This window comes from Marinobacterium litorale DSM 23545 (assembly GCF_000428985.1).
GTDB lineage: Bacteria > Pseudomonadota > Gammaproteobacteria > Pseudomonadales > Balneatricaceae > Marinobacterium_D > Marinobacterium_D litorale.
Genome location: NZ_AUAZ01000002.1, coordinates 105,911 through 128,804 on the forward strand (window position 1 = coordinate 105,911; position 22,894 = coordinate 128,804).

Genomic DNA, 22,894 nt, shown 5'->3' on the forward strand with positions numbered 1-22,894 from the left:
GGCGTCTTTCACGCTGCGGTGTGCAGAGGCGCTCTACCTGTTCGCCGCTCCTTTAAACTGTTATAACTGACCTTACCTCTCCCGCCTAAAGAATAACGACGTGAATTCAGCCTGGACGGTTGCAATATCTTTGTCGACCCCCATTGATGTACTAAATTCAGAAGTTCCAAGCATCGGTCGTCATTCCGGTGCACTGCTAAGAGGCACTCATCATGGACCAACATGAATCCAATGAAGCGTTGACACTCGAGCTTCCCGTACTGCCGCTGCGTGACGTGGTGGTATACCCGAACATGGTTATTCCGTTGTTCGTGGGCCGGGAAAAGTCGATTCAGGCGCTTGAACTTGCCATGGCCCGCGACAAACAGATTCTGCTCGTGGCCCAGCGCAGCGCATCCGAAGATGAGCCCGCCTTCTCGGATCTGTTTGAAACCGGCACCGTCGCCACTGTGCTGCAGATGCTGAAACTCCCCGATGGCACGGTCAAGGTGCTGGTTGAAGGGGAGGAGCGCGCCCGTATCGATGAACTGCGTGACGAAGAAGACCACTATGCGGCGACTGTTGCCGTGTTACAGATTGACAATATTGGTGAGTCCGAGACTGACGTCTACAAGCGCACGGCGCTGGATCAGTTCGAGCGTTACATTCAGGTCAACAAGAAGATACCGTCCGAGGTCCTGGCATCACTTCAGAATATTGATGATGTCAGCCGCCTGGCCGATACCATCGCAGCGCATATGGCGTTGAAGCTGGACGAGAAGCAGAAACTGCTTGAGATGCTTGGCGCCCGTCAGCGTCTGGAACATCTGATGTCCCTGATGGAAGCGGAGATCGATCTGGTTGAGGTTGAAAAACGCATTCGTGGCCGGGTTAAAAAGCAGATGGAGAAGAGCCAGCGCGAGTACTATCTGAATGAGCAGATGAAAGCGATTCAGAAAGAGCTCGGCGACATGGACGAATCCGGCGGCAGCGATCTGGATGAGCTGCAGCGCAAGATTGAAAACTCGGGCATGCCGAAAGAGGCGCTCGACAAGACTCTGGCCGAGTTCAACAAGCTCAAGATGATGTCACCCATGAGCGCGGAAGCGACCGTGGTGCGCGGTTACATCGACTGGATGCTGCAGATCCCCTGGAGCAAGAAAACCAAGGTGCGCATGGATATGAAGCGCGCCGAGAAAATACTCAACGAGGACCACTACGGCCTTGAAGAGGTCAAACAGCGTATTATCGAGTACCTGGCGGTACAGAAGCGCGTCAAGAAGCTCAAGGGCCCAATTTTGTGCCTGGTTGGCCCTCCAGGTGTGGGTAAGACATCACTGGGCCGCTCGATCGCGCGTGCCACCAACCGCAAGTATGTGCGTATGGCGCTCGGTGGTGTGCGTGATGAAGCCGAGATTCGCGGCCATCGCCGCACCTATATCGGTTCCATGCCCGGCAAGCTGATCCAGAAAATCTCCAAAATCGGCGTTAAAAATCCGCTCTTCCTGCTCGATGAGATAGACAAGATGGGCATGGATCATCGCGGTGATCCGGCTTCCGCACTGCTGGAGGTTCTCGATCCGGAGCAGAACAGCACGTTTAATGATCACTACCTGGAAGTCGATTACGATCTGTCCGATGTGCTGTTCATGTGTACCTCTAACTCCATGAATATTCCCGGCCCGTTGCTGGACCGCATGGAGATCATCCGTATTCCGGGATATACCGAAGACGAAAAGCTAAATATTGCGCGTAAGTATCTGATTCCAAAGCAGATAAAGCAGAATGGCCTGAAGGAAAAAGAGCTGGATATCGACGACTCGGCAGTGATCGATATTATCCGCTACTACACCCGTGAAGCGGGTGTACGTGGCCTGGAGCGCGAGATCGCCAAGGTCTGTCGTAAAGTGATCAAGGAGATCACCCTGGATGGTCAGGCGAAGTCGCCGACAGTGACCGCCGAGGATCTGGAGCACTACTGCGGTGTGCGCAAGCACAAGTTTGGCATGGCCGAGGAACAGGACCTGGTGGGTCACGTAACCGGACTTGCCTGGACCCAGGTGGGCGGCGATATTCTTACTATCGAGTCGGCTGTCGTGCCCGGAAAAGGGCGTCTGACGCACACCGGGTCGCTGGGTGATGTGATGAAGGAATCGATCCAGGCGGCGATGACGGTGGTGCGTAGTCGTGCCCGGACACTGGGTATCCGTTCGGATTTCCATGAGAAGCACGATCTGCACATTCACGTTCCGGAAGGCGCAACGCCAAAAGATGGCCCGAGCGCCGGTATCGGTATGTGTACGGCCCTGGTTTCTGCACTGACTCAAATACCGGTCAGAGCCGATGTGGCAATGACCGGCGAAATCACTTTGCGGGGTCAGGTACTGCCTATCGGCGGGCTCAAGGAAAAGCTTCTGGCGGCACACCGTGGTGGCATAAAAACCGTCATTATCCCTGACGAGAATCAACGCGATCTTAAGGAGATTCCGGACAATATCAAAGCTGATGTCGACATTAAGCCGGTGAAATGGATCGATGAGGTGCTCGACATCGCGCTGGCCTACCCGCCCAAACCACTCTCCGAAGAGGAGGACAAAGTGGTGTCGGCGGAGCCCAAAGGTGACAAGAACGAGTCCGGTCAATTGAGCACTCATTAGCCGAAAGCCGCGGCACAAAAGGGCTGCGGCCAGTTGACACCTGTTTTAGCCAGTTGGTATAAAGTGCCTGACTACACGCTGGGTAAAGTTATCAGATAGAGCAAAATAACGACTCGATACATAAAGGGGAACAATGTGAACAAGTCTGAACTGATCGACGCAATTGCCGATTCAGCCGATATTCCCAAGGCTGCTGCCGGCCGTGCGCTGGATGCTGCGCTTGAAGCAGTGACCGGTGCTCTGCAAAAGGGTGAATCGGTTGCGCTGGTAGGTTTCGGTACCTTTTCAGTGAAGGAACGCGCAGCTCGCACCGGCCGTAACCCGCAGACTGGCAAGCCGATCGAGATCGCGGCTGCAACTCTGCCGACGTTTAAGCCTGGTAAAGCTCTCAAGGACGCGGTCAACAAGTAATACGCGCCCACCGTTAGCTGAGAATCAGGTTCAGGAGCGGTAGTTCAGCTGGTTAGAATACCTGCCTGTCACGCAGGGGGTCGCGGGTTCGAGTCCCGTCCGTTCCGCCAGATCCAGAAAAAGCGCATTCGACCTGAATGCGCTTTTTTTTTGAACCGATTCGTTTATCGCTTATCTACACCGCAGGACACATCAACTTAGGGTTATTGCAGACAATGCTTCAAACCATCAGGGAAAATTCTCAAGGTATGATCGCCAAGGTGATCGTGGGCTTGATCGCGATCACCTTCGCGTTGTGGGGGGTTGAGTCTTTGGTCAGCCTGGCCAATCAGGAGCCGGCGCCGGCGGAAGTTAACGGCGAAGAGATTACCCGACCGGCATTGTTGCAGGGTATGGAGCAGCAACGCCGGCAGCTGCTGGCGCAGATGGGCGAAAATGCAGACCCGGCCGCCATTGACGATAAGCTGCTTCGACAGATGGTGCTCGACGGCCTGATTCAACGTACCGTATTACTGCAGTCTGCCGAAGAGATGGGTATGAGTATGCCCGAGCAGGTTGTCGATCAGGTGATTGTGGGTACCCCTCAATTTCAGGTTGACGGTAAATTTGACCGTAACCAGTTTCAGGCCGTGTTGCGCAGCGCTGGTTTCACGCCGCTGATGTACCGCGATCTTGTACGCAAGGAGAAGCTGATTGAGCAGCAGCAGGCCGGGTTCATGCTGTCTGAGTTCACGACCGGCGCGGAAATCGAACAGTTGGTGGCGCTTGATCGCCAAACCCGTGATCTGGCCTATGTGACACTGCAGCTGGATCCGGCATCGATCGAGGTCGATGAAGCCGACCTCGAAGCAGCATATCAGAGTCGCATGGATGCGTTCATGACACCTGAACAGGTCGCCGTGGACTATGTGCTGCTTTCTCAAGCGGACTTCGCAGATCCTGACTCGGTCACTGAAGCGGACCTGCGGGCGGCCTATGATCAGATGCTGGCTGGATATCAGGCACAGGAGGAGCGTTCTGCGCGCCATATCCTGATCGATATCAATGATGATCGTGATGCCGATGCTGCGTTGGCCAAGGCGCAGGAGCTCCGCGAGGCGATTGCCGGCGGGGCGGACTTTGCCGAGCTGGCCCGGGAGGAGTCCGCTGACCTGGGCTCAGCAGAGCAGGGCGGTGATCTGGGTTACAACGGTACAGGTGTTTTCGTTGAGCCATTCGAGGATGCGCTGTTTGCGCTTTCGCCGGGCGAGGTATCAGAGCCGGTACGTACGGAGTTTGGTTATCATTTGATTAAACTGGACGATGTGCGTGAAACCGAAGTTCCGTCGTTAGCCGAGGTCGAGATGGAGCTGCGTGATCAGGTCGCGCAGGACCAGGCTGAGATGGATTACGTGGCAGCGCTGGAGCGTCTGGCGGATCTGACTTTCTCTTCCAGTGACCTTCAGGCCGCCGCAGAGGAGCTGTCACTGGAGATTCGCTCCACTGATCTCTTCTCCCGTGAAGGAGGTTCGGACCCCGTCAGCAGCTCTCAGCGAGTGGTTGAAGCGGCCTTTGGGGACCAGGTGTTGAACGACCAGCTCAATAGTGACCCGATTGAGCTGAGTAACGGCGAAACCGTTGTGGTGCACCTTAAGGACCACCAGGAGCCCCGTCAGCGTACGTTGGCAGAGGTCCGTGATCAGTTGGTGGCTCAGCTTCAGCAGCAGCAGGCGGTTGACCGTCTGGCCGCTCAAGCACAAGAGTGGGTCGATCGGTTGGAACAGGGAGAAGCGCTGGATCAGATCGACCCTGACAAGCGTTGGACACAGGTTGAGGCGGCTGACCGGGGTGCGGAAAACCTGCCATTGCCTGTGCTGGGTAAAGCGTTTGCGCTGCCCGCGCCTGAAGGGGATGCGCGCGTATATGCCACCGCTGAGCTTGCCGGAGGCGCTTACGCTATTGTTGCGTTGGAAGGGGTGACTCCGGGTTCTACCGATCTGTCTGATCAGGAGCGTCAGGCGTTGGGCTCCATGATCGCCAATCAGCGTGGCCAGCAGCTCTACCAGCAGCATGCCAGCACGTTGCTTGAAAAGGCTGAAGTGGAGCGTAACTGATTTTGGATGTGAGCGGTTGTCCGGTATCTTGTGAATGGGTACCGGACAACCACGGCTTTTATCCCGCCATCCAGCGCTTTACCTGGCAGCGGTGCGCCGGTTTAATGCACCTTTACTGCCCGGATTGACCAGCCATGCCGGCTGCGGCTAGAAGTGATCGAGTGTACGCTTCGCTGGGAGCGTTAAACACCTGCTGAACACTACCGCTTTCCACCACCTTGCCCTGCTGCATCACCAGCACGCGATGACTCAGTGCCCGGACCACTGCCAGGTCATGACTGATAAACAGGTAGCCCAGCTGGTAACGAGCCTGCAGCTCCCGTAATAGCTCGATGATCTGCTTTTGTACCGTGCGATCAAGCGCGGATGTGGGCTCATCCAGCACGATCAGTTCCGGTTTAAGAATCAGCGCCCGTGCAATAGCGATACGCTGACGTTGTCCGCCTGAAAACTCATGGGGATATCGGTGGCGCACCGACGGATCAAGGCCCACATCCTGCAGGCTCTCAACAACTCTCTTCTCGATCTCCGTGGGGTCGTTGATGTCGTGTACGCTCAGCCCCTCGGCCACGATCTCCGATATGGGCATCCGTGGGCTGAGGCTGCCGAAGGGGTCCTGGAACACGATCTGCATCTGCCGTCGTAGCGGTTTGATCTCTTTCTGTTTCAGGTTGTCGATAGAGCATCCCTGAAACTGGATCGATCCGCGCGAGCTGCTCAGTCGCAGCAGTGCCATCGCCAGTGTGGTTTTTCCCGAGCCGGATTCGCCGACAACACCGAGGGTTTCTCCCCGTCTCAGTGACAGACTGACACCATCAACGGCACGGAAATGATCGATGGTGCGCTTGAAGAAACCACGTTTTACCGGAAACCAGACCTTCAGTGAATCGCAGCGCAGCAGTTCTGGAGAGCGATCATCCACGGCGTTTGGTTCGCCATCAGGTTCTGCATCGAGAAGCTTTTGCGTGTAGGCGTGTTGGGGTGCGTTGAACACCTTTTCGGTGGTATTGGATTCGACAATTTTACCTTGGTACATGACACAAACACGATGCGCGTGTCGGCGGACAATGTTGAGGTCATGGGTGATTAACAGCACGGTCATGTTGAGCTGTTGCTGGAGGCGGCTCAGCAGCTCCAGAATCTGCTGCTGTATTGTGACGTCCAGAGCCGTTGTAGGCTCGTCGGCAATCAGTAGTTCAGGTTCGTTAGCCAGCGCCATCGCAATCATAACCCGTTGACGCTGGCCGCCCGAGAGCTCGTGTGGATACTGTTCCAGGCGTTCTAGAGGGTTACGGATGCCCACCAGGTCCAACAGCTCCAGCGCACGCTGACGGGCTTCTTTGCCGCCCGTGCCGCGATGCAGGCGCAGTGTTTCTGAAATCTGTCGTCCAATTTTGTGAAGGGGGTTAAGCGAGGTCATCGGTTCCTGAAAGATAAACCCGACCCGGTTGCCCCGAATCTGGCGCAGTTCGGCCTCGCTCAGCTCCAGCATATTCCTGCTGTTATAAAGCACCCGGCCCGAAGGATAACGGGCTTGCAGAGGGGGCAGCAGGCGCAGCAGTGATAGCGCGGTCACCGATTTGCCGGACCCGGATTCGCCAACCAGCGCAAGCGTTTCGCCGCGGCGGATATCAAAGCTGATGCCATTCACCGCGGGAGTGTTCTGGCCAAAGGCAACCGACAGGTTTTCGATCTCAAACAGCTTATCGGTCACAGGGCTTTCCTCGGGTCGAATGCATCGCGAACCGCTTCGCCAATGAAAATCAACAGCGTCAGCATCACGGAGAGAGACAGAAAAGCGGTCAGCCCCAGCCAGGGGGCGTGGAGGTTTTCCTTACCCTGCGCGACCAGCTCTCCGAGCGAGGGCGAGCCGGGTGGCAAGCCAAATCCGAGGAAGTCCAGCGCGGTGAGCGTAACGATGCCGCTGTTAAAAATAAAGGGCATGAAGGTCAGTGTGGCAACCATCGCGTTGGGCAATACGTGGCGGTACATGATGCGCGCATTATCAAGCCCCAGGGCGCGGGCGGCACGGACATATTCCAGGTTGCGCCCACGCAGAAATTCGGCGCGGACCACGTCTACCAGGTTCATCCAGGAAAACAGCAACATGATTCCCAGCAGCCACCAGAAATTAGGTTCGACCAGGCTGGCAAGGATAATCAAAAGAAAAAGGACGGGTAGTCCTGACCAGATCTCGATAAAGCGTTGAAAAAAAAGGTCCGTTTTGCCGCCGTAATAGCCCTGGACGGCACCGGCCATAACGCCGATCACCGAACTTGCCAAGGTCAGTACCAGGGCGAATAGTACCGAAATCCTGAAACCGTAGATGACCCGGGCTACGACATCCCGGCCCTGATCGTCGGTGCCCAGCCAGTTTTCAGCGGACGGCGGTGAGGGTGCCGGGGTGGGTAGTTCGTAGTTGATGGTATCGTAACTGAAACGGATCAAGGGCCAGATCATCCAGCCTCCCGACTCAGTAATGAGGTCCTGAATATACGGGTCCTTATAGTCGGCCGGCGCATCGAACTCACCGTTGAAGTCCAGCTCGGAATATTCGGCGAGCAGGGGAGAGCGGAGCTCGCCTTCGAAGCCGATTAACAGCGGCTTGTCATTGGCGATCAGCTCGGCCACCAGGCTGAGGCCGAACAGTACCAGGAAAATCCATAGGGACCAGAAACCTCGGCGATTGCGGCGGAACAGCTGCAGGCGTCTTTTTTGAATGGGAGAGAGCGCCATGGGTTACACCTCCCGGCTCTCGAAATCGATCCGCGGGTCGACAAAGGTGTAGGTCAAATCAGAGACCAGCTTCAGGATCAGGCCAACCAGCGTAAAAATGTAAAGCGTACCAAAAATAACCGGATAATCCCGGTTGATCACGGCTTCGTAGCCAAGCAGACCCAGTCCGTCCAGAGAGAAGATTACCTCGATCAGCATGGAGCCGGTGAAAAATATACCGATCAGTGCTGCGGGCATGCCGGCGATAATCAGTAGCATGGCGTTGCGGAAGACATGACCATACAGAATGCCGGTCTCCGACAGGCCCTTGGCCCGAGCAGTCAGCACATACTGTTTATGAATTTCGTCGAGAAACGCATTTTTGGTCAGCATGGTCAGTGTGGCAAAGCTGGATACGACTGAAGCAAGAACCGGCAGTGTAATGTGCCAGAAGTAGTCCAGAACCTGGGCCCCCAAAGAGAGTTCATCAAAGTTTGGCGAGGTGAGCCCTCGCAGCGGAAACCACTCCAGGTAGGTGCCCCCCGCGAAGAGAACGATCAGCAAAATCGCAAACAGGAAATTAGGAATTGCATAGCCGAGTATGACAATGCTGCTGGTCCAGACATCGAAAGAGGTGCCATCTCTGACGGCTTTGCGAATCCCCAGGGGGACCGAAACCAGGTAGGTAATCAGTGTGGTCCATAGGCCAAGGGAGATTGAGACCGGCATCTTTTCGATGATCAGTTCGACGACTGTTTTGTCACTGTAGAAACTGCGGCCGAAGTCAAAGGTCAGATAATCGCCCAGCATCTTGAGGAAGCGTTCGAGGGGCGGTTTATCAAACCCGTACAACTGCTCGATCTCAGCGATCAGTGCAGGATCGAGCCCCTGAGCACCCCGGTAGCCACTTTCTTGGCCCGAATTCTGCCCTGCCGCCAGATCGCTTTGTTCGCCGGCGCCGATCCTGTTACCGGCATCGACACCCAACCCCTGAAGGTGGGCCAGGGTCTGTTCGACCGGGCCGCCCGGGGCGAGCTGGATAATGACAAAATTCAACAGAAGAATCCCGAACAGGGTCGGGATCATCAACAGTAATCGGCGCGCAACGTAGGCTGCCATCAGGGGCGAACCCACCAGTTTTCAAAGCCCAGCGCATAGCGGGGAGATTGTTCCGGAATCCCGAATTTGTCCCAGTACGCCACCCGATAGGCGCTGATGTGGTATTGCGGGATGACGTAGTGGTTCCATTGCAGCACCCGGTCCAGCGCGCGCGTGCGAAGCACCAGCTGCTTGCGGTCGGGTGCCGAGATCACCTGGCCGACCAGGTAATCCACGGCAGGGTTCTTGATGCCGATAATGTTGCGGCTGCCCGGCTGGTCAGCCATGCTGGAGTGCCAGTAATCGCGCTGCTCATTGCCAGGCGATGTGGACTGTCCGAAGCCGCTGACGATCATGTCAAAGTCGAATTGGCGAATGCGGTTGATGTATTGCGAAACATCGACCAAGCGAATGGACGCGCTGATCCCCATCCGCTCCAGGTTGCGGATAAACGGAGCAACAACCCGTTCAAACTCCTTTTGGACCAATAGAATCTCAAACTGCATTGTTTCACCGTCGGCATTGCGTAGCGTCCCGTCATCCAGCGTCCAGCCAGCCGAACGCAGAAGCCGCAGCGCTTCGCGCAGGTGCGAGCGGATCCGGCCGTCGCCATTGGTGGTCGGTGCGTTATACACCTCGGTGAACACTTCCGGGGGGACCTGATCGCGGACCGGCTCCAGAATCTTCAGTTCTGCGGGCGTCGGAAGTTCGCGGGCAGCCATTTCTGAGTTGGAAAAGTAGCTGTGGCTGCGGGTGTAGGCGCTGTAAAACAGGTTTTTATTGGTCCACTCGAAATCGAAAGCATAGGCCAGCGCTTCTCTCACCCGGGCATCCTCGAAGATCGGACGTCGTGTGTTCATCACGAACGCCTGCATTCCCGTGGGATTGTCGTGAGGGATGGTCTGTTTAACGATCCGGCCGTCGTCGAACGGCGCTCCGGTATAGCCCGTTGCCCAGGCTTTGGATGCATTTTCCTGACGGAAGTCGTATTCGCCCGCCTTGAACGCTTCCAGCGCCACCGTGCTGTCACGGTAGTAATCATAGGTGATGTGATCGAAGTTGTAGCGTCCCCGGTTAACCGGTAGCTCAGAGCCCCAGTACTGAGGGTTACGGGTATAAGTCACTGAACGGCCGGCATCGTAGCTTTCGATTGTGTAGGGCCCCGAGCCCACCGGAATATCCAGCGAAGGTTTACTGAAATCGCGACCTTCCCAGTAGTGTTTGGGTAAAATCGGCACCTGGCCGACAATAAGCGGCAGCTCGCGGTTCTCGCTTTCGCCAAACTCAAATCGAACCCGGGTGTCAGAGCGTGCCTCAATACTGCTGATGCCAGCATAGTATGCCTTGTAAAACGGACTACCCTGTTCACGAAGCAGTTTAAAGGTGTATACCACGTCGTCGGCGCGTACTGGCTCTCCGTCACTGAAACGCGCAGATTCATGGAGCTCAAACTCGATCCAGCGCCGGTCTTCAGGCAGGTATATCTCCTTTGCGAGGAGACCATACTCGGAGAACGGTTCGTCGTCCGAACGGGTGGTCAGGGTGTCGTAGATCAATCCAACGCCTTCTGCGTCGGTACCCTTGATGATAAAAGGATTGAAGCTATCAAACGTGCCGATGGAGGCACGTCTTACGTCTCCGCCTTTGGGGGCCGAGGGGTTGGTATAGTCGAAATGGGTAAACTGCGGGCCGTACTTGAGATCGCCGTGCATGGCGATGCCATGGCTCGGTTGCGCCGCCGTGGACGCAAAACCGATGGAGCAGGTGAGTGAAAGGGCCAGGCCTGCAACAAATCGCCCGACACTGCTTGCCTTGCTGGATACTGGCACTCCGTTTCCCCCTGTCAGTCAAATGGCTAATTCGCTATCGATGTGCCTCCGAAGAAAAATCAGCGGCTATCCTCTCAAGCTCTTTATGGCGCTGGGCGCGCTTTCTGCCTTGTTCGCGTAGCGCATGATCCGCCTGGTGAAGGCGATCAAGCAGACGGTGATCGCCATCCGCTAACCCTTTGATCAGGTCTTGATCAATCCAGCGCTGAATGCGGCGGAACAGATACCACTTGAACACCACCGCTAAGATCACTGATATCGCGATAATAAAGAGGTTCAGATTGTCCATTAGTTCCACTCAAGCGATCTGATTAGGGGTAGAGTACCAGATCCTGACCCGGGCGCAGAGCGCGCACGTCAGTAATGCCGTTCCAATCAGCGAGTTGCTCTGTGCTGACACCGTAGCGACGGGCGATACTCCAGAGATTATCGCCACTGGCTACACGGTGAACGCGACGCTCCTCCTGCTGATCGACCGACTGCCGCGCCTTGGCGCCGGCGGGAATCAGCAGGGTACGTCCCGCGCGAATTCGATTTGACCCCAGATTGTTACTGGTCCGCAGGGCGGCTACATTGGTGCCAAAGCGTGACGCTATAGCCGACAGCGTGTCGCCGCGACGGATGGTATAGCGCGCCCAGCTAACCCGCTCTGACGCCGGGAGTTCGCTCAATGCAAGTCGGAATGGCTCTGTCGCATCGGTGGGTAAAAGCAAGCGGTGGGGGCCGGCAGGGTCTGTCGCCCACTGATTGAACCCCGGATTGAGTTGCTTTAACAGGTCCAGATCTACCTGGGCCAGTTGGGCCGCTTTTGCCAGCTCAATCTGCCCTTTTATCGATACCACTTCAAAGTAGGGTTCATTGGGTATCGTCGGCAGTGCCACTTCCAGCGACTCCGCTTGGCGAATGTAGCGGGCTACGGCCAAAATCTTGGGCACATAACGCTGCGTTTCACGCGGTAGATCCAAATGCCAGTAGTCGCTGGGCTGGCCAGACTGCCGGTTTTTCTTGACGGCTCGAGCGACACAGCCCTCGCCACAGTTGTAAGCGGCCAGAGAGAGCAGCCAGTCACCGTCGAAGCGTTTGTTCAGGTAGGTGAGGTAGTCGAGGGCGGCCTGGGTGGATTCTATGATGTCGCGGCGGCCGTCGTACCACCAAGTGCTTTTCAGGCCGAACAGGTCGGCGGTGCTGGGTATGAACTGCCAGGGACCCGAAGCCCGGCTGGGCGATTCCGCGAACGGGTTAAAGCTGCTTTCCACAAAGGGCAGAAGGGCTAACTCTGCCGGCAAGTCCCGTTCCAGAACGCTGGAAAGTACATAGTAGTAATAGAATCGGGCACGTTCCGAAGCGTGCTCCATGTAACGGTGATGGCGGAGGAACCACTGAAGCTGTCGGTCGATCCGTTCATTGTTCGCATCGGGCTCCAGTGTCAGATGCTCTCGGGTAACCTGCCACAGGTCAGTCGCTTCCGCCTGCTGCGGCTTTCTGGTTTTGGTGGCAGGCTGGTTGAGGGCCTGACGCCACCGGTCCGGCAGCGTCGTGGGAGCGACCTGGGCAGAGGTATCCGGGGATGGCTTAATCGTGTCGGTTTGGCACCCCGCCAAAAACAAGCCGCACATGATCGCGACTACAGCCTTGTGATGACCCGGCATCAAATACCAACCCCCTGATACTGAAAAATTTTTGCAGCATTTTATTGGGGGGCGGGGTGTCGGTCAAATGCATCAAAACTGGTTCTTCCATTCACGGACCGCGGCCATGACCTCGATCTCGTTGTCGAGCTTGCGGCCGACGAACGCCTCGGCCGAGTGTCTGATACTCGTCTGGTCTGTGCGCATAAAGGGGTTGATCCGCAGTTCCTGGCCAATTGTCGAGGGCAGGGTGGGCTTATCAGCGCTCCTCAATGCCTCACATGCATGGCGTACATGCTCAATTTCAGTGTTCTGAGGCTCCACGGCGGCCGCAAAAGCGAGGTTTGCGAGAGAGTACTCGTGCGTGCAGTAAACTTCAGTTGTCTCCGGTAGCGATGAAAAATAGTGCATTGCGTCGAGCATCTGGCGAGCTGTGCCCTCAAACAATCGACCGCAACCGGCGAGGAACAACGTATCACCGCAAAATAGCTGCGGTCCCTCATCCGGTTGGAAATAACTGATATGGTCAAGCGTATGCCCGGGCACGGCTCTGATCTGAAGCCGGTGCCCCAGCAGGCGAATCTCACTGTTGTGCCGCAGTGGATCGGTTATCCCGCCAAATGGGGAGTCGAGGGGGCCATAGACTGGCACCGGATAGCGGGCGAGAAGCGCCGCAACCCCACCTGTGTGGTCCTGGTGGTGGTGGGTGATCAGGATCGCTGCTAGCTCCAGGTCGTTTTCAGCCAGATAGGCTTTGACAGGCTCTGCATCACCGGGGTCGACCACCGCGATCCGTCCTTTTTCGGAACCCTCCAGCGCCCAGATATAGTTGTCGGTAAATGCCGGAATCGGGGTAACCTTAAACATTGCTGGAGCCTCCTGACGGTTTAATTGCCCAGAACGTTATGCCAACCAAGGTGGTTTTTGCAAGGTTCGGGGCTGTTGCCGGCGTCGAACTCTGGCATCATGTCAGGCTCTAAATATTCCAGGGTGGCCAGGTCTGCGGTCCCCGTGCGAGTGACAAATCAGCGTCGACACGCTGTAATAAATCTTAACCGGAGATCCGGCCGGAACAGCGGGATTTAAGAGCCGACACATGACCTTTCAGCAACTGCCACAGCCTGGTGAACTTAACGAACAGCTTAAGCAGTGGTTCGACTCGCCACTGGGCAGGGAACTATTGGACGCTGAACACCGGCTGTTGGAACAGGTGCTGCCTGAGCTTTTTGGTTATCACCTGCTTCAGGTCGGGGTCGACAGTCGTTATCCCATGTTTACCGCCAGTCCGGTACCGCACCGTATCATGCTCGGCCCGAGCCTGGAGCTGGGGATGGAAAAACGCTCGATCATCGCACGCAGCGATGAGCTACCGGTGCAGAGTGACAGCATTGACGTTGTTCTGCTGCACCATGCGCTGGATTTCAGTGATAATCCTCACCAGGTGCTCAGGGAAGCGGCACGTATACTGCGCCCCGGTGGGCATCTGGTGAATCTGAGTTTCAATCCCGCCAGCCTCTGGGGGATATACCGTCGCCTGACGCGTCGGCGTCACGCACCCTGGTCAGGACATTTTATCCGACACGGTCGCCTGCAGGACTGGATAAGTCTGCTGGAGATGACGGAAACTCGATCACTCTCCGCCCTGTATGCGGCGCCGCTGGAAAATCCCAAGCGCCGTCGGCGTTGTAGCTGGCTTCGGGTTCTGGCTCGCGGTGCGCCGGCCCATTCGGGTGCGGCCCTGCTTCTGGTGGCGCGTAAGGATGTGCCGGGGATGACGCCGCTCAGACAGCCCTGGCGGCGCAAGCTGATAAGTCTCCCCGTGATAGAGCCCAAGCCGACCGCGCGACATCGCCATCGAGTACGATACCTGCGAATCTTCCGCGAACGATAGAAATACAGCACCGGTCCGCCGGGGCCAGTGAACGGTTTTATGAATGTTAAGGACAGGCGTTGAAAGAAGTTGAGATATTTACCGACGGGGCGTGTAAAGGTAATCCGGGCCCGGGGGGCTGGGGTGCCATCATGCGTAGTGGCTCCCATGAGAAAGAGTTGTACGGAGGTGATCCCCATACAACCAACAACCGGATGGAGATGATGGCCGCGATCTGTGCGCTAGAGGCCCTCAATCAGCCCTGCAGGGTCACCTTGACCACGGATTCTCAATACCTGCGCAAGGGCATTACCGAGTGGCTGGCGGGCTGGAAGCGTAAGGGGTGGAAAACCGCGTCGCGTCAGCCGGTCAAGAATGCGGAACTGTGGCAGCGACTCGATCAGCTGGTGCAGGCGCACCAGGTCGATTGGAAGTGGGTCAAGGGACATAGTGGTCATCCGGAGAACGAGCGTGCCGATCAATTGGCGAACCGTGGAGTAGAGGAGTTTGGTAAGGCATGAGTCAGCGGCAGATTGTGCTGGATACGGAAACCACCGGCCTGGAAGTCAACGAAGGGCATAATATCATCGAGATCGGGTGTGTTGAGATGGTGAAGCGCAAGCTGACCGGCAACACATACCACCAATATATCAAGCCTGACCGGGATATTGATGCCGAAGCTATCGAAGTTCACGGTATTACCAATGAATACCTGGCTGACAAACCCCGGTTTGCCGAGGTGGCCGATGCGTTCCTCGAATTTGTGCGCGGCGCCGAGCTGATTATCCATAATGCCGCCTTCGATGTGGGATTTCTGGATAAGGAGCTGGAGCGCAACGGCTATGCGGAACGGATTGCGGAAATATGCACCGTTACCGACTCCCTGCTGCTGGCCCGCCGCAAGCATCCGGGCCAGAAAAACAATCTGGATGCATTGTGTCGGCGCTACGAGATCGATAACTCTCACCGAGAGCTTCACGGCGCGTTACTTGATTCGGAGATCCTGGCCGACGTCTATCTTGCTTTAACCGGCGGGCAAACCAGTCTGCAGCTGGGGCACGGTGACCATTCGGATGATGAAGGCGGGGACGAGCCGATACGCCGGGTTGAGGGCGCAGCCGACCTGCCCATTATCACCGCAGGTCAGGCGGAGCTTGAAGCGCATGAGGCGTTTTTAAACCTGCTGGACAAGAAAGTGGGCGGGGCCTGTCTCTGGCGGCAGGGCGATACTGCAACAGAATGATCTATTGGGCGGGGTTTCGCACACCCCGCCCATAGATATCAATGCAGCTTAAGGAGAACCATGGTCATGGCCACCGCACTCATGATCACGGTGTATGGTAATGCCATCCAGACCATGCGACCGTATGAAAGGCGGATTAACGGTGCCAGGGCTGAGGTCAGCAGGAACAGGAACGCCGCCTGGCCGTTGGGTGTCGCAACGCTGGGAATGTTGGTGCCGGTGTTGATGGCGATTGCGAGGCTATCGAAATGCTCGCGAGTAATCTCTCCCGCTTGCAGTGCACCAACAACCTCATTGATGTAAACGGTCGCGACAAAAACATTATCGCTGATCGCTGACAGCAGTCCGTTGGCGATGAAAAAGACACCCGGCTGCCGCGACTCTTCCATCGCCAGAACCGCATGAATAATCGGTTGGAACAGGTGCTGTTCATGAATGACCGAAACGATGGTGAAAAAGACCACCAGCAATGCGGTAAACGGTAGCGCCTCTTCGAATGCCTTTCCGATCTGGTGTTCTTCCGTGATCCCATTAAAAGCGGTTAGGAGCACGATCACTGTCAGGCCGATCAGGCCCACTTCGGCCAGGTGGAATGCAAGCGCCAACACCAAAAATACCGCCACGACCGCCTGGACCATCAGGGCCGCTCGGTCACGGCCGGTCTGGCGTTCATCCTGCTGACGTGCGTGGTCCAGCAGAATGTTGCGTACCGAGGCCGGCAGCTTGCCGCCGTACCCAAAGGTCCGAGTCTTTTCCAGTACAAAACAGGTGATTAACCCGGCAACCAGAACCGGCATTGTGATCGGTGCCATTAATTTGAAGAACTGCACGAAATCCCAACCGGCTTTCTGAGCAATCAGCAGGTTTTGCGGCTCTCCCACCAGCGTGCAGACGCCACCGAGCGCTGTACCTACGGCACCATGCATCAGCAGGCTGCGCAGGAATGCACGGAACGATTCCAGGTCCTGCCGCTTCTCCTCCAGAATATGTTGATCATTGGAGTGGTCGTGGTCTGACTGACCCGCATTCTTTCCGGACGCAACCTGGTGATAGACCGCATAAAAGCCGACGCCGACACTGATCAGCACCGCCGTAACCGTCAACGCGTCCAGAAACGCGGAGAGAAAGGCGGCCGAAATAGAAAACAGAAGGGCCAAAACCGATTTCGAGCGTACTTTGATCAATATGCGAGTAAAGACCCACAGCAACATGCTCTTCATAAAGAAGATACCGGCCACCATGAACATCAACAGCAGAATGACCTCCAGATTACCTGCAACCTCGTGGTAGACCGTTTCCGGAGACGCCAGACCAATCGCCACGGCTTCCAGCGCCAGTAATCCACCTGGCTGCAGCGGGTAGCACTTGAGTGCGAGGGCAAGGGTGAAGATAAATTCGAAGATCAGAATCCAGCCTGTCGTGGCGGGTCCGAGGGTATAGAGAATCAGGGGGTTGAGAATCAGAAAGCCGATAATGGTCTGTTTATACCATCGCGGCGAATTGCCGAGGAAGTTGCGCGTTAACGCCTGGGGAATACTTTGGCTCATCAACACTGGGTCCTGTCTGGTGCTTGGAATAAGCCCTGGCTATGCAACCCGCCTATCTTTGGTTGTTTTGGGTCCAAGGAGGCTCCGGGCAGCTGCGGTAACTTACAGTCGCCTCATTGATGAGGGGCGTTTGCGTGGCTGGCCGTGCGGCCTGGAGTGTCCTCGACAGGGCCGCGCAATCCTACCAGTTGCCGGGGTTCGGTAAAAGCTGTGATATGGTGTTGCTACGCGAGTACCAGAACAGGGCGCAGAAAGTGCAATACATTTTGGCATACGGTGGCAGGATTATTGCCAATCAGACCGAAATTGATCCGTTTTATCCGAGCTCCTGCCGTCAAAAATTGCGGGTTGAAGCAGCCTATCGGCTGAATGAAGCGTTGGAACTGCTGATACTCAGTGAGCTGCCCGACAGGGCAGTGCAGTGGCTGGATCTTCGAGGACTGCTTGCTCAGGTCGATGAGGCTTTGTTCGTCCTCTATGCACGTGCTGCCCAGATATCCGTTTGGTATGACCGACACCGTTTCTGTGGCCGCTGCGGTGCGCAACTGGAAAGCGACGCCACTGAGCTCGCCAAGAACTGCAGCCAGTGCGGGTTGTCCGTGTACCCCAGAATATCGCCCTGTATCATTGTCCTGGTGACTGATGGCGAGCGCTGCTTACTGGCCCACAATCCCCGGTTTCCGAAAGGACGCTTCAGCACCCTGGCCGGGTTTATCGAGGCCGGTGAAACAGCGGAGATGGCTGTCGCGCGAGAGGTGGAAGAGGAGGTGGGTATTCGCGTGCGAAATATTCGCTACGCCAAGAGTCAGTCCTGGCCTTTCCCTCACTCGCTGATGCTGGGCTTCTTCGCAGAGTATGCCGGGGGAGAGCTGGTGCCGGATGGTGATGAGATTACCGAAGCGGGTTGGTTTACGCGGGATAATCTACCTGACCTGCCGCCTCCGTTTGCGATCTCCCGCTACCTGATCGATCGCTTTCTCGAATCACTTTGAGCGCATGCTGAACAGTTTGCCCAGCCGCGTGGCAAGCATTACATTACCTTCGGCGCGTAACTGGCCTTTCATAAACGCGCTCATTCCATCCTGCTCGCCGCTGACCACGCGTATCAACGTTGCCTCATCCATCAGGAGTGTGATCGTTGGGTCGTCGTGCTCTCCCTTAAGTGCCCGGCACTGCCCCTCGTTGATATGGATATAGAAGGGAGCGGCGTCGCTAAGACGGAACTGGAAGGTCGCATTGAGGTCTGCTGCCTGCTCCGGGTTAAAACGGGCTGGAAGTTTTTCGATGATCTGTTCAACGGTAATGCTGGCGCTCATGTCCGTGAGGACCTCGGTCTGAAATCAATGTTTTAAGTTCGGGTTATGGTACAGTACGCGGCCCTGTCTTGAGAATCGCGAGCAGGCTTGATGGGAGAGAAGAGTGACTGAATTTTTGGCTGAATATGGTCTTTTTCTGGCGAAGACCCTCACATTGATTATTGGGGTTCTGGTGTTGTTCGCAGGCATCGGCTCTGTTGTGGCGCGGCGGCGGGATGCTCGTGACGGCCATGTGGAAGTACAGAATCTGAATGACCATCTTGAGCAGATGCGTGAAGAGCTGGAGTCTGAAGTGCTTGATCAGGAAACCCTGAAACAGCAGCACAAAGAGCAAAAGAAGCGTGACAAGCAGGAAGCCAAAGCGCGCAAGAAAGCGCTGAAAAAGGGTGACAAGGCTGAAGAGCCGCGCAAGCGCGTGTATGTTATCGACTTTGATGGGGACCTGCATGCCTCCCAGGTCGATTGGTTACGTGAGGAGATTAGCGCCGTGCTCACCCTGGCGCGTAAAGAGGACGAGGTATTGGTGCGCCTGGAAAGCGGCGGCGGGCTCGTGCACTCATATGGGTTGGCGGCTTCCCAGCTTGAGCGTATTCGCCAACGCGAGATACCGTTAACGGTGTGCGTTGACAAGGTCGCTGCCAGTGGCGGTTATATGATGGCATGCATCGCCGATAAGGTTCTCGCGGCACCTTTTGCATTGATCGGGTCCATTGGTGTCGTTGCTCAATTACCCAATTTTCATAAACTGCTTAAGAAACATGATGTGGACTATGAGGTGCTGACCGCCGGTGAATATAAACGCACACTGACCCTGTTTGGTGAAAATACCGAGCATGGCCGGCGTAAGTTCATCGAGGAACTGGAGGACACGCATACCCTGTTTAAGGAGTTTGTGGCTGAGTATCGCCCCGAGTTGGACGTGAAAAGTGTGGCAACCGGCGAAGTCTGGTTTGGCCGCCGGGCCCTGGATAAAGGGCTTGTCGATGGCATTACGACCAGTGATGATTATCTCTGTGAGGCCGTGGAGAATGCCGACGTATTCAAGGTCAACTATGAACACAAGAAGGGGCTGCAAGAGCGCCTCAGTGACTTCTCCATGTCGGTGGTGGACGCTGCCGCTAAACGACTTGCGGAAAAGGTCCATAACAGTCAATTCTGGTCGCGATAACCGGCTGAATGTTTTCCAATAGCGGAGTTAGGTAATCCGGTGAAGGATGCAGTAAAGGAATCAAACACGGCGACCCGCATCATCGGCGCAGCAGAAGCGCTGTTTGCCGAGCAGGGGTTTGCCGAAACGACTATGCGCCAGATAACGGCTCGAGCCGAGGTGAATCTGGCTGCAGTCAACTACCACTACGGTTCCAAAAGCGGGTTGATTGAAGCGGTGGCTCGCCGGTTTATGGACCCGCTGTGTCAACGTCTGGAGTCGATGCTTGCGGAGCGGGCCATGGGTGAAGGTGAGAGTCAGGCCGCGCTCGACGAACTGATCGAGATGCTGATGCGTGCGCTCTTGCTCGTGGAAGACGAGAATCCCCATGCACTGGCGCTTTTTATGCGACTGCTTGATCTTGCTTACACCCCGGATCAAGGGGAGTTACGCCAGTTTCTGATCGATGGCTATGGTCAGCGTGTCGCACCCTACATCGAACTGTTGCAGGCGGATTCGGCACCCATGTCGAAGGATGAGTTTTTCTGGCGCTTGCATTTTCTGCTTGGCGCGTTGATTTTTACCCTCTCGAACCAGTCGACGCTCAGCAGTTTGCGGGACGGGGATGCCGGTGCGCCGGATATCGAGCGGATCCTGCATCGGATGATCCCGGTGCTGGTGGCCGGTTTTCAGGCGCGGGGCGAGGTGTCCTGGTTCAGCCGGGTGTAATATGAAGCGGATTCAGGTCTCCATTGCCGATCAGCGGTTGAGGCTTTTTGATCAACACGGGCAAGTGGCTGACTGGCCCATATCAACGGCGGCTGCCGGTCCCGGCGAGTATGAGGGGAGCGGCTGTACCCCGCGGGGCGAGCACAGAATTCGAGCCTGCATTGGTGATGGGCAGCCAGAAGGTGCCGTGTTTGTCGGCCGGCGCCCCACCGGCGAAATTTACTCCCCGGAATTGGCCCTTGCCTTCCCTGATCGTGACTGGATTCTTACGCGTATACTCTGGCTGTGTGGGTGTGAGCCGGGGTTAAATCGCGGAGGTGATCGCGACAGTCAACGGCGTTATATCTATATTCACGGGACCCCGGACTCGGAACCTATGGGGGCGCCCCGCTCGCATGGATGTATCCGAATGCGAAACACCGATCTGCTGGAGCTCTTCGCGCAGGTGAAAGCGGGTACCCCTGTAACAATTAAGGAGTAAAAATGGCGACTGGTCCGTTGATGCTGGATCTGGACGGTCTGGTTTTGAGCCAGACAGAAAAAGAGTTGCTGGTTCAGCCCGAAGTCGGTGGTTTAATCCTGTTTGCTCGTAACTACGAAAGCCCCGCTCAGTTACACGCGTTGATGGCTCAGGTCCGGCAGTTAAGGCCGGATATCTTAGTCGCGGTTGATCAGGAAGGGGGGCGCGTGCAGCGGTTTCGGGCGGGCTTGACCCGTCTTCCTCCGATGGCGGCACTGGGGCGTTTTTACCAGTCTCAGCCGGAGCAGGCGCGGGTGGCTGCCCGTGAGTTAGGCTGGTTGATGGCGGCCGAGCTGCGCCAGTTTGATATCGACTTTAGCTTTGCGCCTGTGCTGGACCTGGACTGGGGGCGCAGTGGCGTGATCGGAGATCGTGCTTTTGGCGCCAGCGCCCCGGTGGTAGCCGAGCTGTCCGGTGCTTTTATGGCGGGTATGCACGAGGCGGGCATGCCTGCGACTGGAAAACACTTTCCCGGTCATGGCTGGGTTCAGGCGGATTCGCACGTTGCGATACCGGTTGACGAGCGCGAAGTCGACGCAATTCAGGCGGATGATATGCAGCCGTTTGGTGCTTTGATCGAGCAGGGTCTGGACGGCATTATGCCGGCGCATGTCATCTACTCGGCCGTTAACGGGGAGCCGGCAGGCTTTTCGCCGTTCTGGCTTCAAACACAGCTGCGTCAGCGGCTGGGTTTTAATGGCGTTATTTTCAGTGACGACTTGACCATGGAAGGCGCCAGTGTTGCTGGTGGCTTCGCAGAACGTGCGGAGGTGGCGCTGGGCGCAGGCTGCGACATGGTGCTTGTGTGTAATCATCGCCAGGGTGCGCTGGAGGTGTTGGACTACTTGAAACAATCTCACTGGCCGGTGTCTAACCGGTTGGCCGGGATGCGCGCTCGAGGGATTGCCGCGGAACCCGATTCGGCGCGCGCGGCTCAGGCGCGGGGCTGGGCTGAACAGCTCTCAGAGTAAACGGACGGAGGGTTAATGAGTGAGGGGCAGATTACCGGGCTACTGGAGCCGCTGTTTCAGTTAGTGCCGGTGCTGGAGGGTTATCGCTGGCAGATTAATGTACTGGCGGTTATCTGTCTGACCTTGGTTTTGGCCTGGGTGATTGATCGCATTGTACGTCGGTTGGTGCGCTCGCTGTCAAAGACCGCTCCGGTCTGGGACGATTTGCTGATCGATGCGTTGCGAAAGCCTCTGATGGTTTTGGTTATCGTCTATGGTTTGAGTTTTGCGCTAAGGCTGTCAGCGCCTCACCTGGAGTTAGTGACTAAAACGCTCCCCGCCATGGTGAGGGAACTCGGCTTCATTGTTCTGCTCGCCTGGGCATTTATGCGTTTCGTGGGGCGTGCCGAAAACCTGATCTTGCGGCGCAACAGCAATATCGACAGAACCACGGCTAACGCGATCGCGAAATTGGCGCGCCTGGTCATTGTTGTCCTGACTGCGCTGGTTCTGCTGCAGAATCTCGGCGTCAGCGTATCCGGTATTCTTGCCTTCGGCGGCATCGGGGGGCTGGCCGTTGGCTTTGCAGCCAAGGATCTGCTGGCAAACTTTTTTGGTGGGTTGATGATCTATCTGGATCGACCATTCAAGGTTGGTGACTGGGTGCGCTCGCCTGACAAGAATATCGAGGGGGTGGTTGAACATGTCGGTTGGCGTTTGACGATTATACGTACCTTCGACTTAAGGCCGCTGTACGTCCCCAACGCGACCTTCAACAACATCTCGGTGGAAAACCCGTCACGGATGACTCACCGCCGGATCTTTGAATATGTGGGTGTGCGTTACGCTGACGGCAAGGTGGTAAAGTCCATTGTAGATCGTATTCGCGAGATGCTTGTCAACCATCCCGAGATCGATGAAAACAATACCCTGTTTGTCCAGCTCAACCGGTTCGGTCCGTCCTCCTTGGATATCATGGTGTACACCTTTACCCATACCACGAACTGGGGCCATTACCTGGCGGTTCGGGAAGATGTGTTGCTGAAAATCATGGATATCGTGGATGAAGCCGGGGCGGAAATTGCGTTCCCGACAACGACGGTACATCTCCATCAAGAAGCGGCGCAGCCCCCGGTTGAATAAATTAGATATATCTAATAAA

The 22,894-nt window shown here is 56.3% G+C and carries 21 protein-coding genes and 1 tRNA gene; 13 read left to right on the forward strand and 9 right to left on the reverse strand.

Translation table 11 applies throughout. The features are described from left to right. The first annotated feature begins 212 nt into the window (after positions 1-212). From lon to G403_RS0102070, 4 genes are all read left to right on the forward strand, one after another. On the forward strand, positions 213-2,636 hold the full coding sequence (gene lon, locus G403_RS0102055; RefSeq protein ID WP_027852517.1) for an endopeptidase La: 2,424 nt from the start codon (positions 213-215) through the stop codon (positions 2,634-2,636). Between the two features lie 105 nt (positions 2,637-2,741). Beyond that, on the forward strand, positions 2,742-3,047 hold the full coding sequence (locus G403_RS0102060) for an HU family DNA-binding protein (RefSeq protein WP_483803752.1): 306 nt from the start codon (positions 2,742-2,744) through the stop codon (positions 3,045-3,047). A gap of 33 nt (positions 3,048-3,080) precedes the next feature. Beyond that, positions 3,081-3,157 (forward strand) — tRNA-Asp (locus G403_RS0102065). Between the two features lie 105 nt (positions 3,158-3,262). Then, on the forward strand, positions 3,263-5,140 hold the full coding sequence (locus tag G403_RS0102070) for a SurA N-terminal domain-containing protein (RefSeq protein ID WP_027852519.1): 1,878 nt from the start codon (positions 3,263-3,265) through the stop codon (positions 5,138-5,140). A 112-nt stretch (positions 5,141-5,252) separates the two neighbouring features. Here the strand turns inward: G403_RS0102070 and G403_RS0102075 are convergent, their stop codons facing one another. The 7 genes from G403_RS0102075 to gloB all read right to left on the reverse strand — a co-directional run bounded on the left by G403_RS0102075 (position 5,253) and on the right by gloB (position 13,277). Further along, entirely contained in the window at positions 5,253-6,854 is a 1,602-nt protein-coding gene (locus tag G403_RS0102075; RefSeq protein ID WP_027852520.1) for an ABC transporter ATP-binding protein, read from the reverse strand. Continuing rightward, positions 6,851-7,876: an ABC transporter permease gene (locus G403_RS0102080; protein ID WP_027852521.1), complete on the reverse strand. Its 1,026-nt coding sequence runs from the start codon at positions 7,874-7,876 to the stop codon at positions 6,851-6,853. The genes G403_RS0102075 and G403_RS0102080 overlap by 4 nt, the downstream gene beginning before the upstream one ends. A 3-nt stretch (positions 7,877-7,879) precedes the next feature. After that, positions 7,880-8,974, reverse strand: coding sequence for a microcin C ABC transporter permease YejB (locus G403_RS0102085; RefSeq protein WP_027852522.1), 1,095 nt, complete (start codon positions 8,972-8,974; stop codon positions 7,880-7,882). Further along, on the reverse strand, positions 8,974-10,782 hold the full coding sequence (locus G403_RS0102090) for an extracellular solute-binding protein (protein ID WP_245578181.1): 1,809 nt from the start codon (positions 10,780-10,782) through the stop codon (positions 8,974-8,976). Before G403_RS0102090 ends, G403_RS0102085 begins: the two co-directional genes overlap by 1 nt. A 34-nt stretch (positions 10,783-10,816) precedes the next feature. After that, positions 10,817-11,071 carry a hypothetical protein gene (locus G403_RS21850; protein WP_036232219.1) on the reverse strand — a complete coding sequence of 85 codons (255 nt, stop codon included), beginning with the start codon at positions 11,069-11,071 and terminating at the stop codon, positions 10,817-10,819. A gap of 22 nt (positions 11,072-11,093) precedes the next feature. Continuing rightward, complete coding sequence (locus tag G403_RS21855; RefSeq protein WP_051298406.1) at positions 11,094-12,431, reverse strand: LysM peptidoglycan-binding domain-containing protein; 1,338 nt, start codon at positions 12,429-12,431, stop codon at positions 11,094-11,096. A gap of 72 nt (positions 12,432-12,503) precedes the next feature. After that, positions 12,504-13,277, reverse strand: coding sequence for a hydroxyacylglutathione hydrolase (gene gloB, locus G403_RS0102105; protein WP_027852524.1), 774 nt, complete (start codon positions 13,275-13,277; stop codon positions 12,504-12,506). Between the two features lie 229 nt (positions 13,278-13,506). Between gloB and G403_RS21860 the strand changes: the two genes are divergently transcribed. Genes G403_RS21860 through dnaQ form a run of 3 tightly spaced genes read left to right on the forward strand, consistent with a single transcriptional unit; the run spans position 13,507 to position 15,523 of the window. Next, positions 13,507-14,301 (forward strand): class I SAM-dependent methyltransferase, encoded by a 795-nt coding sequence (locus G403_RS21860; RefSeq protein WP_036232222.1) that lies wholly within the window; start codon positions 13,507-13,509, stop codon positions 14,299-14,301. Between the two features lie 59 nt (positions 14,302-14,360). Further along, positions 14,361-14,801, forward strand: coding sequence for a ribonuclease HI (gene rnhA / locus G403_RS0102115; protein ID WP_027852525.1), 441 nt, complete (start codon positions 14,361-14,363; stop codon positions 14,799-14,801). Continuing rightward, on the forward strand, positions 14,798-15,523 hold the full coding sequence (gene dnaQ / locus G403_RS0102120) for a DNA polymerase III subunit epsilon (protein ID WP_027852526.1): 726 nt from the start codon (positions 14,798-14,800) through the stop codon (positions 15,521-15,523). The genes rnhA and dnaQ overlap by 4 nt, the downstream gene beginning before the upstream one ends. 38 nt (positions 15,524-15,561) lie before the next feature. Here dnaQ and nhaB read toward each other — a convergent pair whose 3' ends face one another. Beyond that, entirely contained in the window at positions 15,562-17,070 is a 1,509-nt protein-coding gene (gene nhaB, locus G403_RS0102125) for a sodium/proton antiporter NhaB (protein ID WP_027852527.1), read from the reverse strand. 134 nt (positions 17,071-17,204) lie between these two features. On the opposite strand from nhaB, the gene nudC reads away from it, so the two are divergent. Further along, positions 17,205-18,062: an NAD(+) diphosphatase gene (gene nudC, locus G403_RS21865; RefSeq protein ID WP_051298407.1), complete on the forward strand. Its 858-nt coding sequence runs from the start codon at positions 17,205-17,207 to the stop codon at positions 18,060-18,062. On the opposite strand, the gene G403_RS0102135 is transcribed toward nudC, so the two are convergent. Continuing rightward, positions 18,054-18,386: an SCP2 sterol-binding domain-containing protein gene (locus tag G403_RS0102135; RefSeq protein ID WP_084403896.1), complete on the reverse strand. Its 333-nt coding sequence runs from the start codon at positions 18,384-18,386 to the stop codon at positions 18,054-18,056. The two genes, nudC and G403_RS0102135, sit on opposite strands and share 9 nt — an antisense overlap. 103 nt (positions 18,387-18,489) lie before the next feature. Here G403_RS0102135 and sohB point away from each other — a divergent pair, with 103 nt between their 5' ends. Genes sohB through G403_RS0102160 form a run of 5 tightly spaced genes read left to right on the forward strand, consistent with a single transcriptional unit; the run spans position 18,490 to position 22,875 of the window. Continuing rightward, positions 18,490-19,554: a protease SohB gene (gene sohB / locus G403_RS0102140; protein WP_027852529.1), complete on the forward strand. Its 1,065-nt coding sequence runs from the start codon at positions 18,490-18,492 to the stop codon at positions 19,552-19,554. Between the two features lie 39 nt (positions 19,555-19,593). Then, on the forward strand, positions 19,594-20,262 hold the full coding sequence (locus G403_RS0102145) for a TetR/AcrR family transcriptional regulator (protein ID WP_027852530.1): 669 nt from the start codon (positions 19,594-19,596) through the stop codon (positions 20,260-20,262). A gap of 1 nt (position 20,263) precedes the next feature. Beyond that, positions 20,264-20,743, forward strand: coding sequence for a L,D-transpeptidase (locus G403_RS0102150; protein WP_027852531.1), 480 nt, complete (start codon positions 20,264-20,266; stop codon positions 20,741-20,743). A gap of 2 nt (positions 20,744-20,745) precedes the next feature. After that, positions 20,746-21,753: a beta-N-acetylhexosaminidase gene (gene nagZ, locus G403_RS0102155; RefSeq protein ID WP_027852532.1), complete on the forward strand. Its 1,008-nt coding sequence runs from the start codon at positions 20,746-20,748 to the stop codon at positions 21,751-21,753. A gap of 15 nt (positions 21,754-21,768) precedes the next feature. Then, complete coding sequence (locus G403_RS0102160) at positions 21,769-22,875, forward strand: mechanosensitive ion channel family protein (RefSeq protein ID WP_027852533.1); 1,107 nt, start codon at positions 21,769-21,771, stop codon at positions 22,873-22,875. Positions 22,876-22,894: the final 19 nt, after the last annotated feature.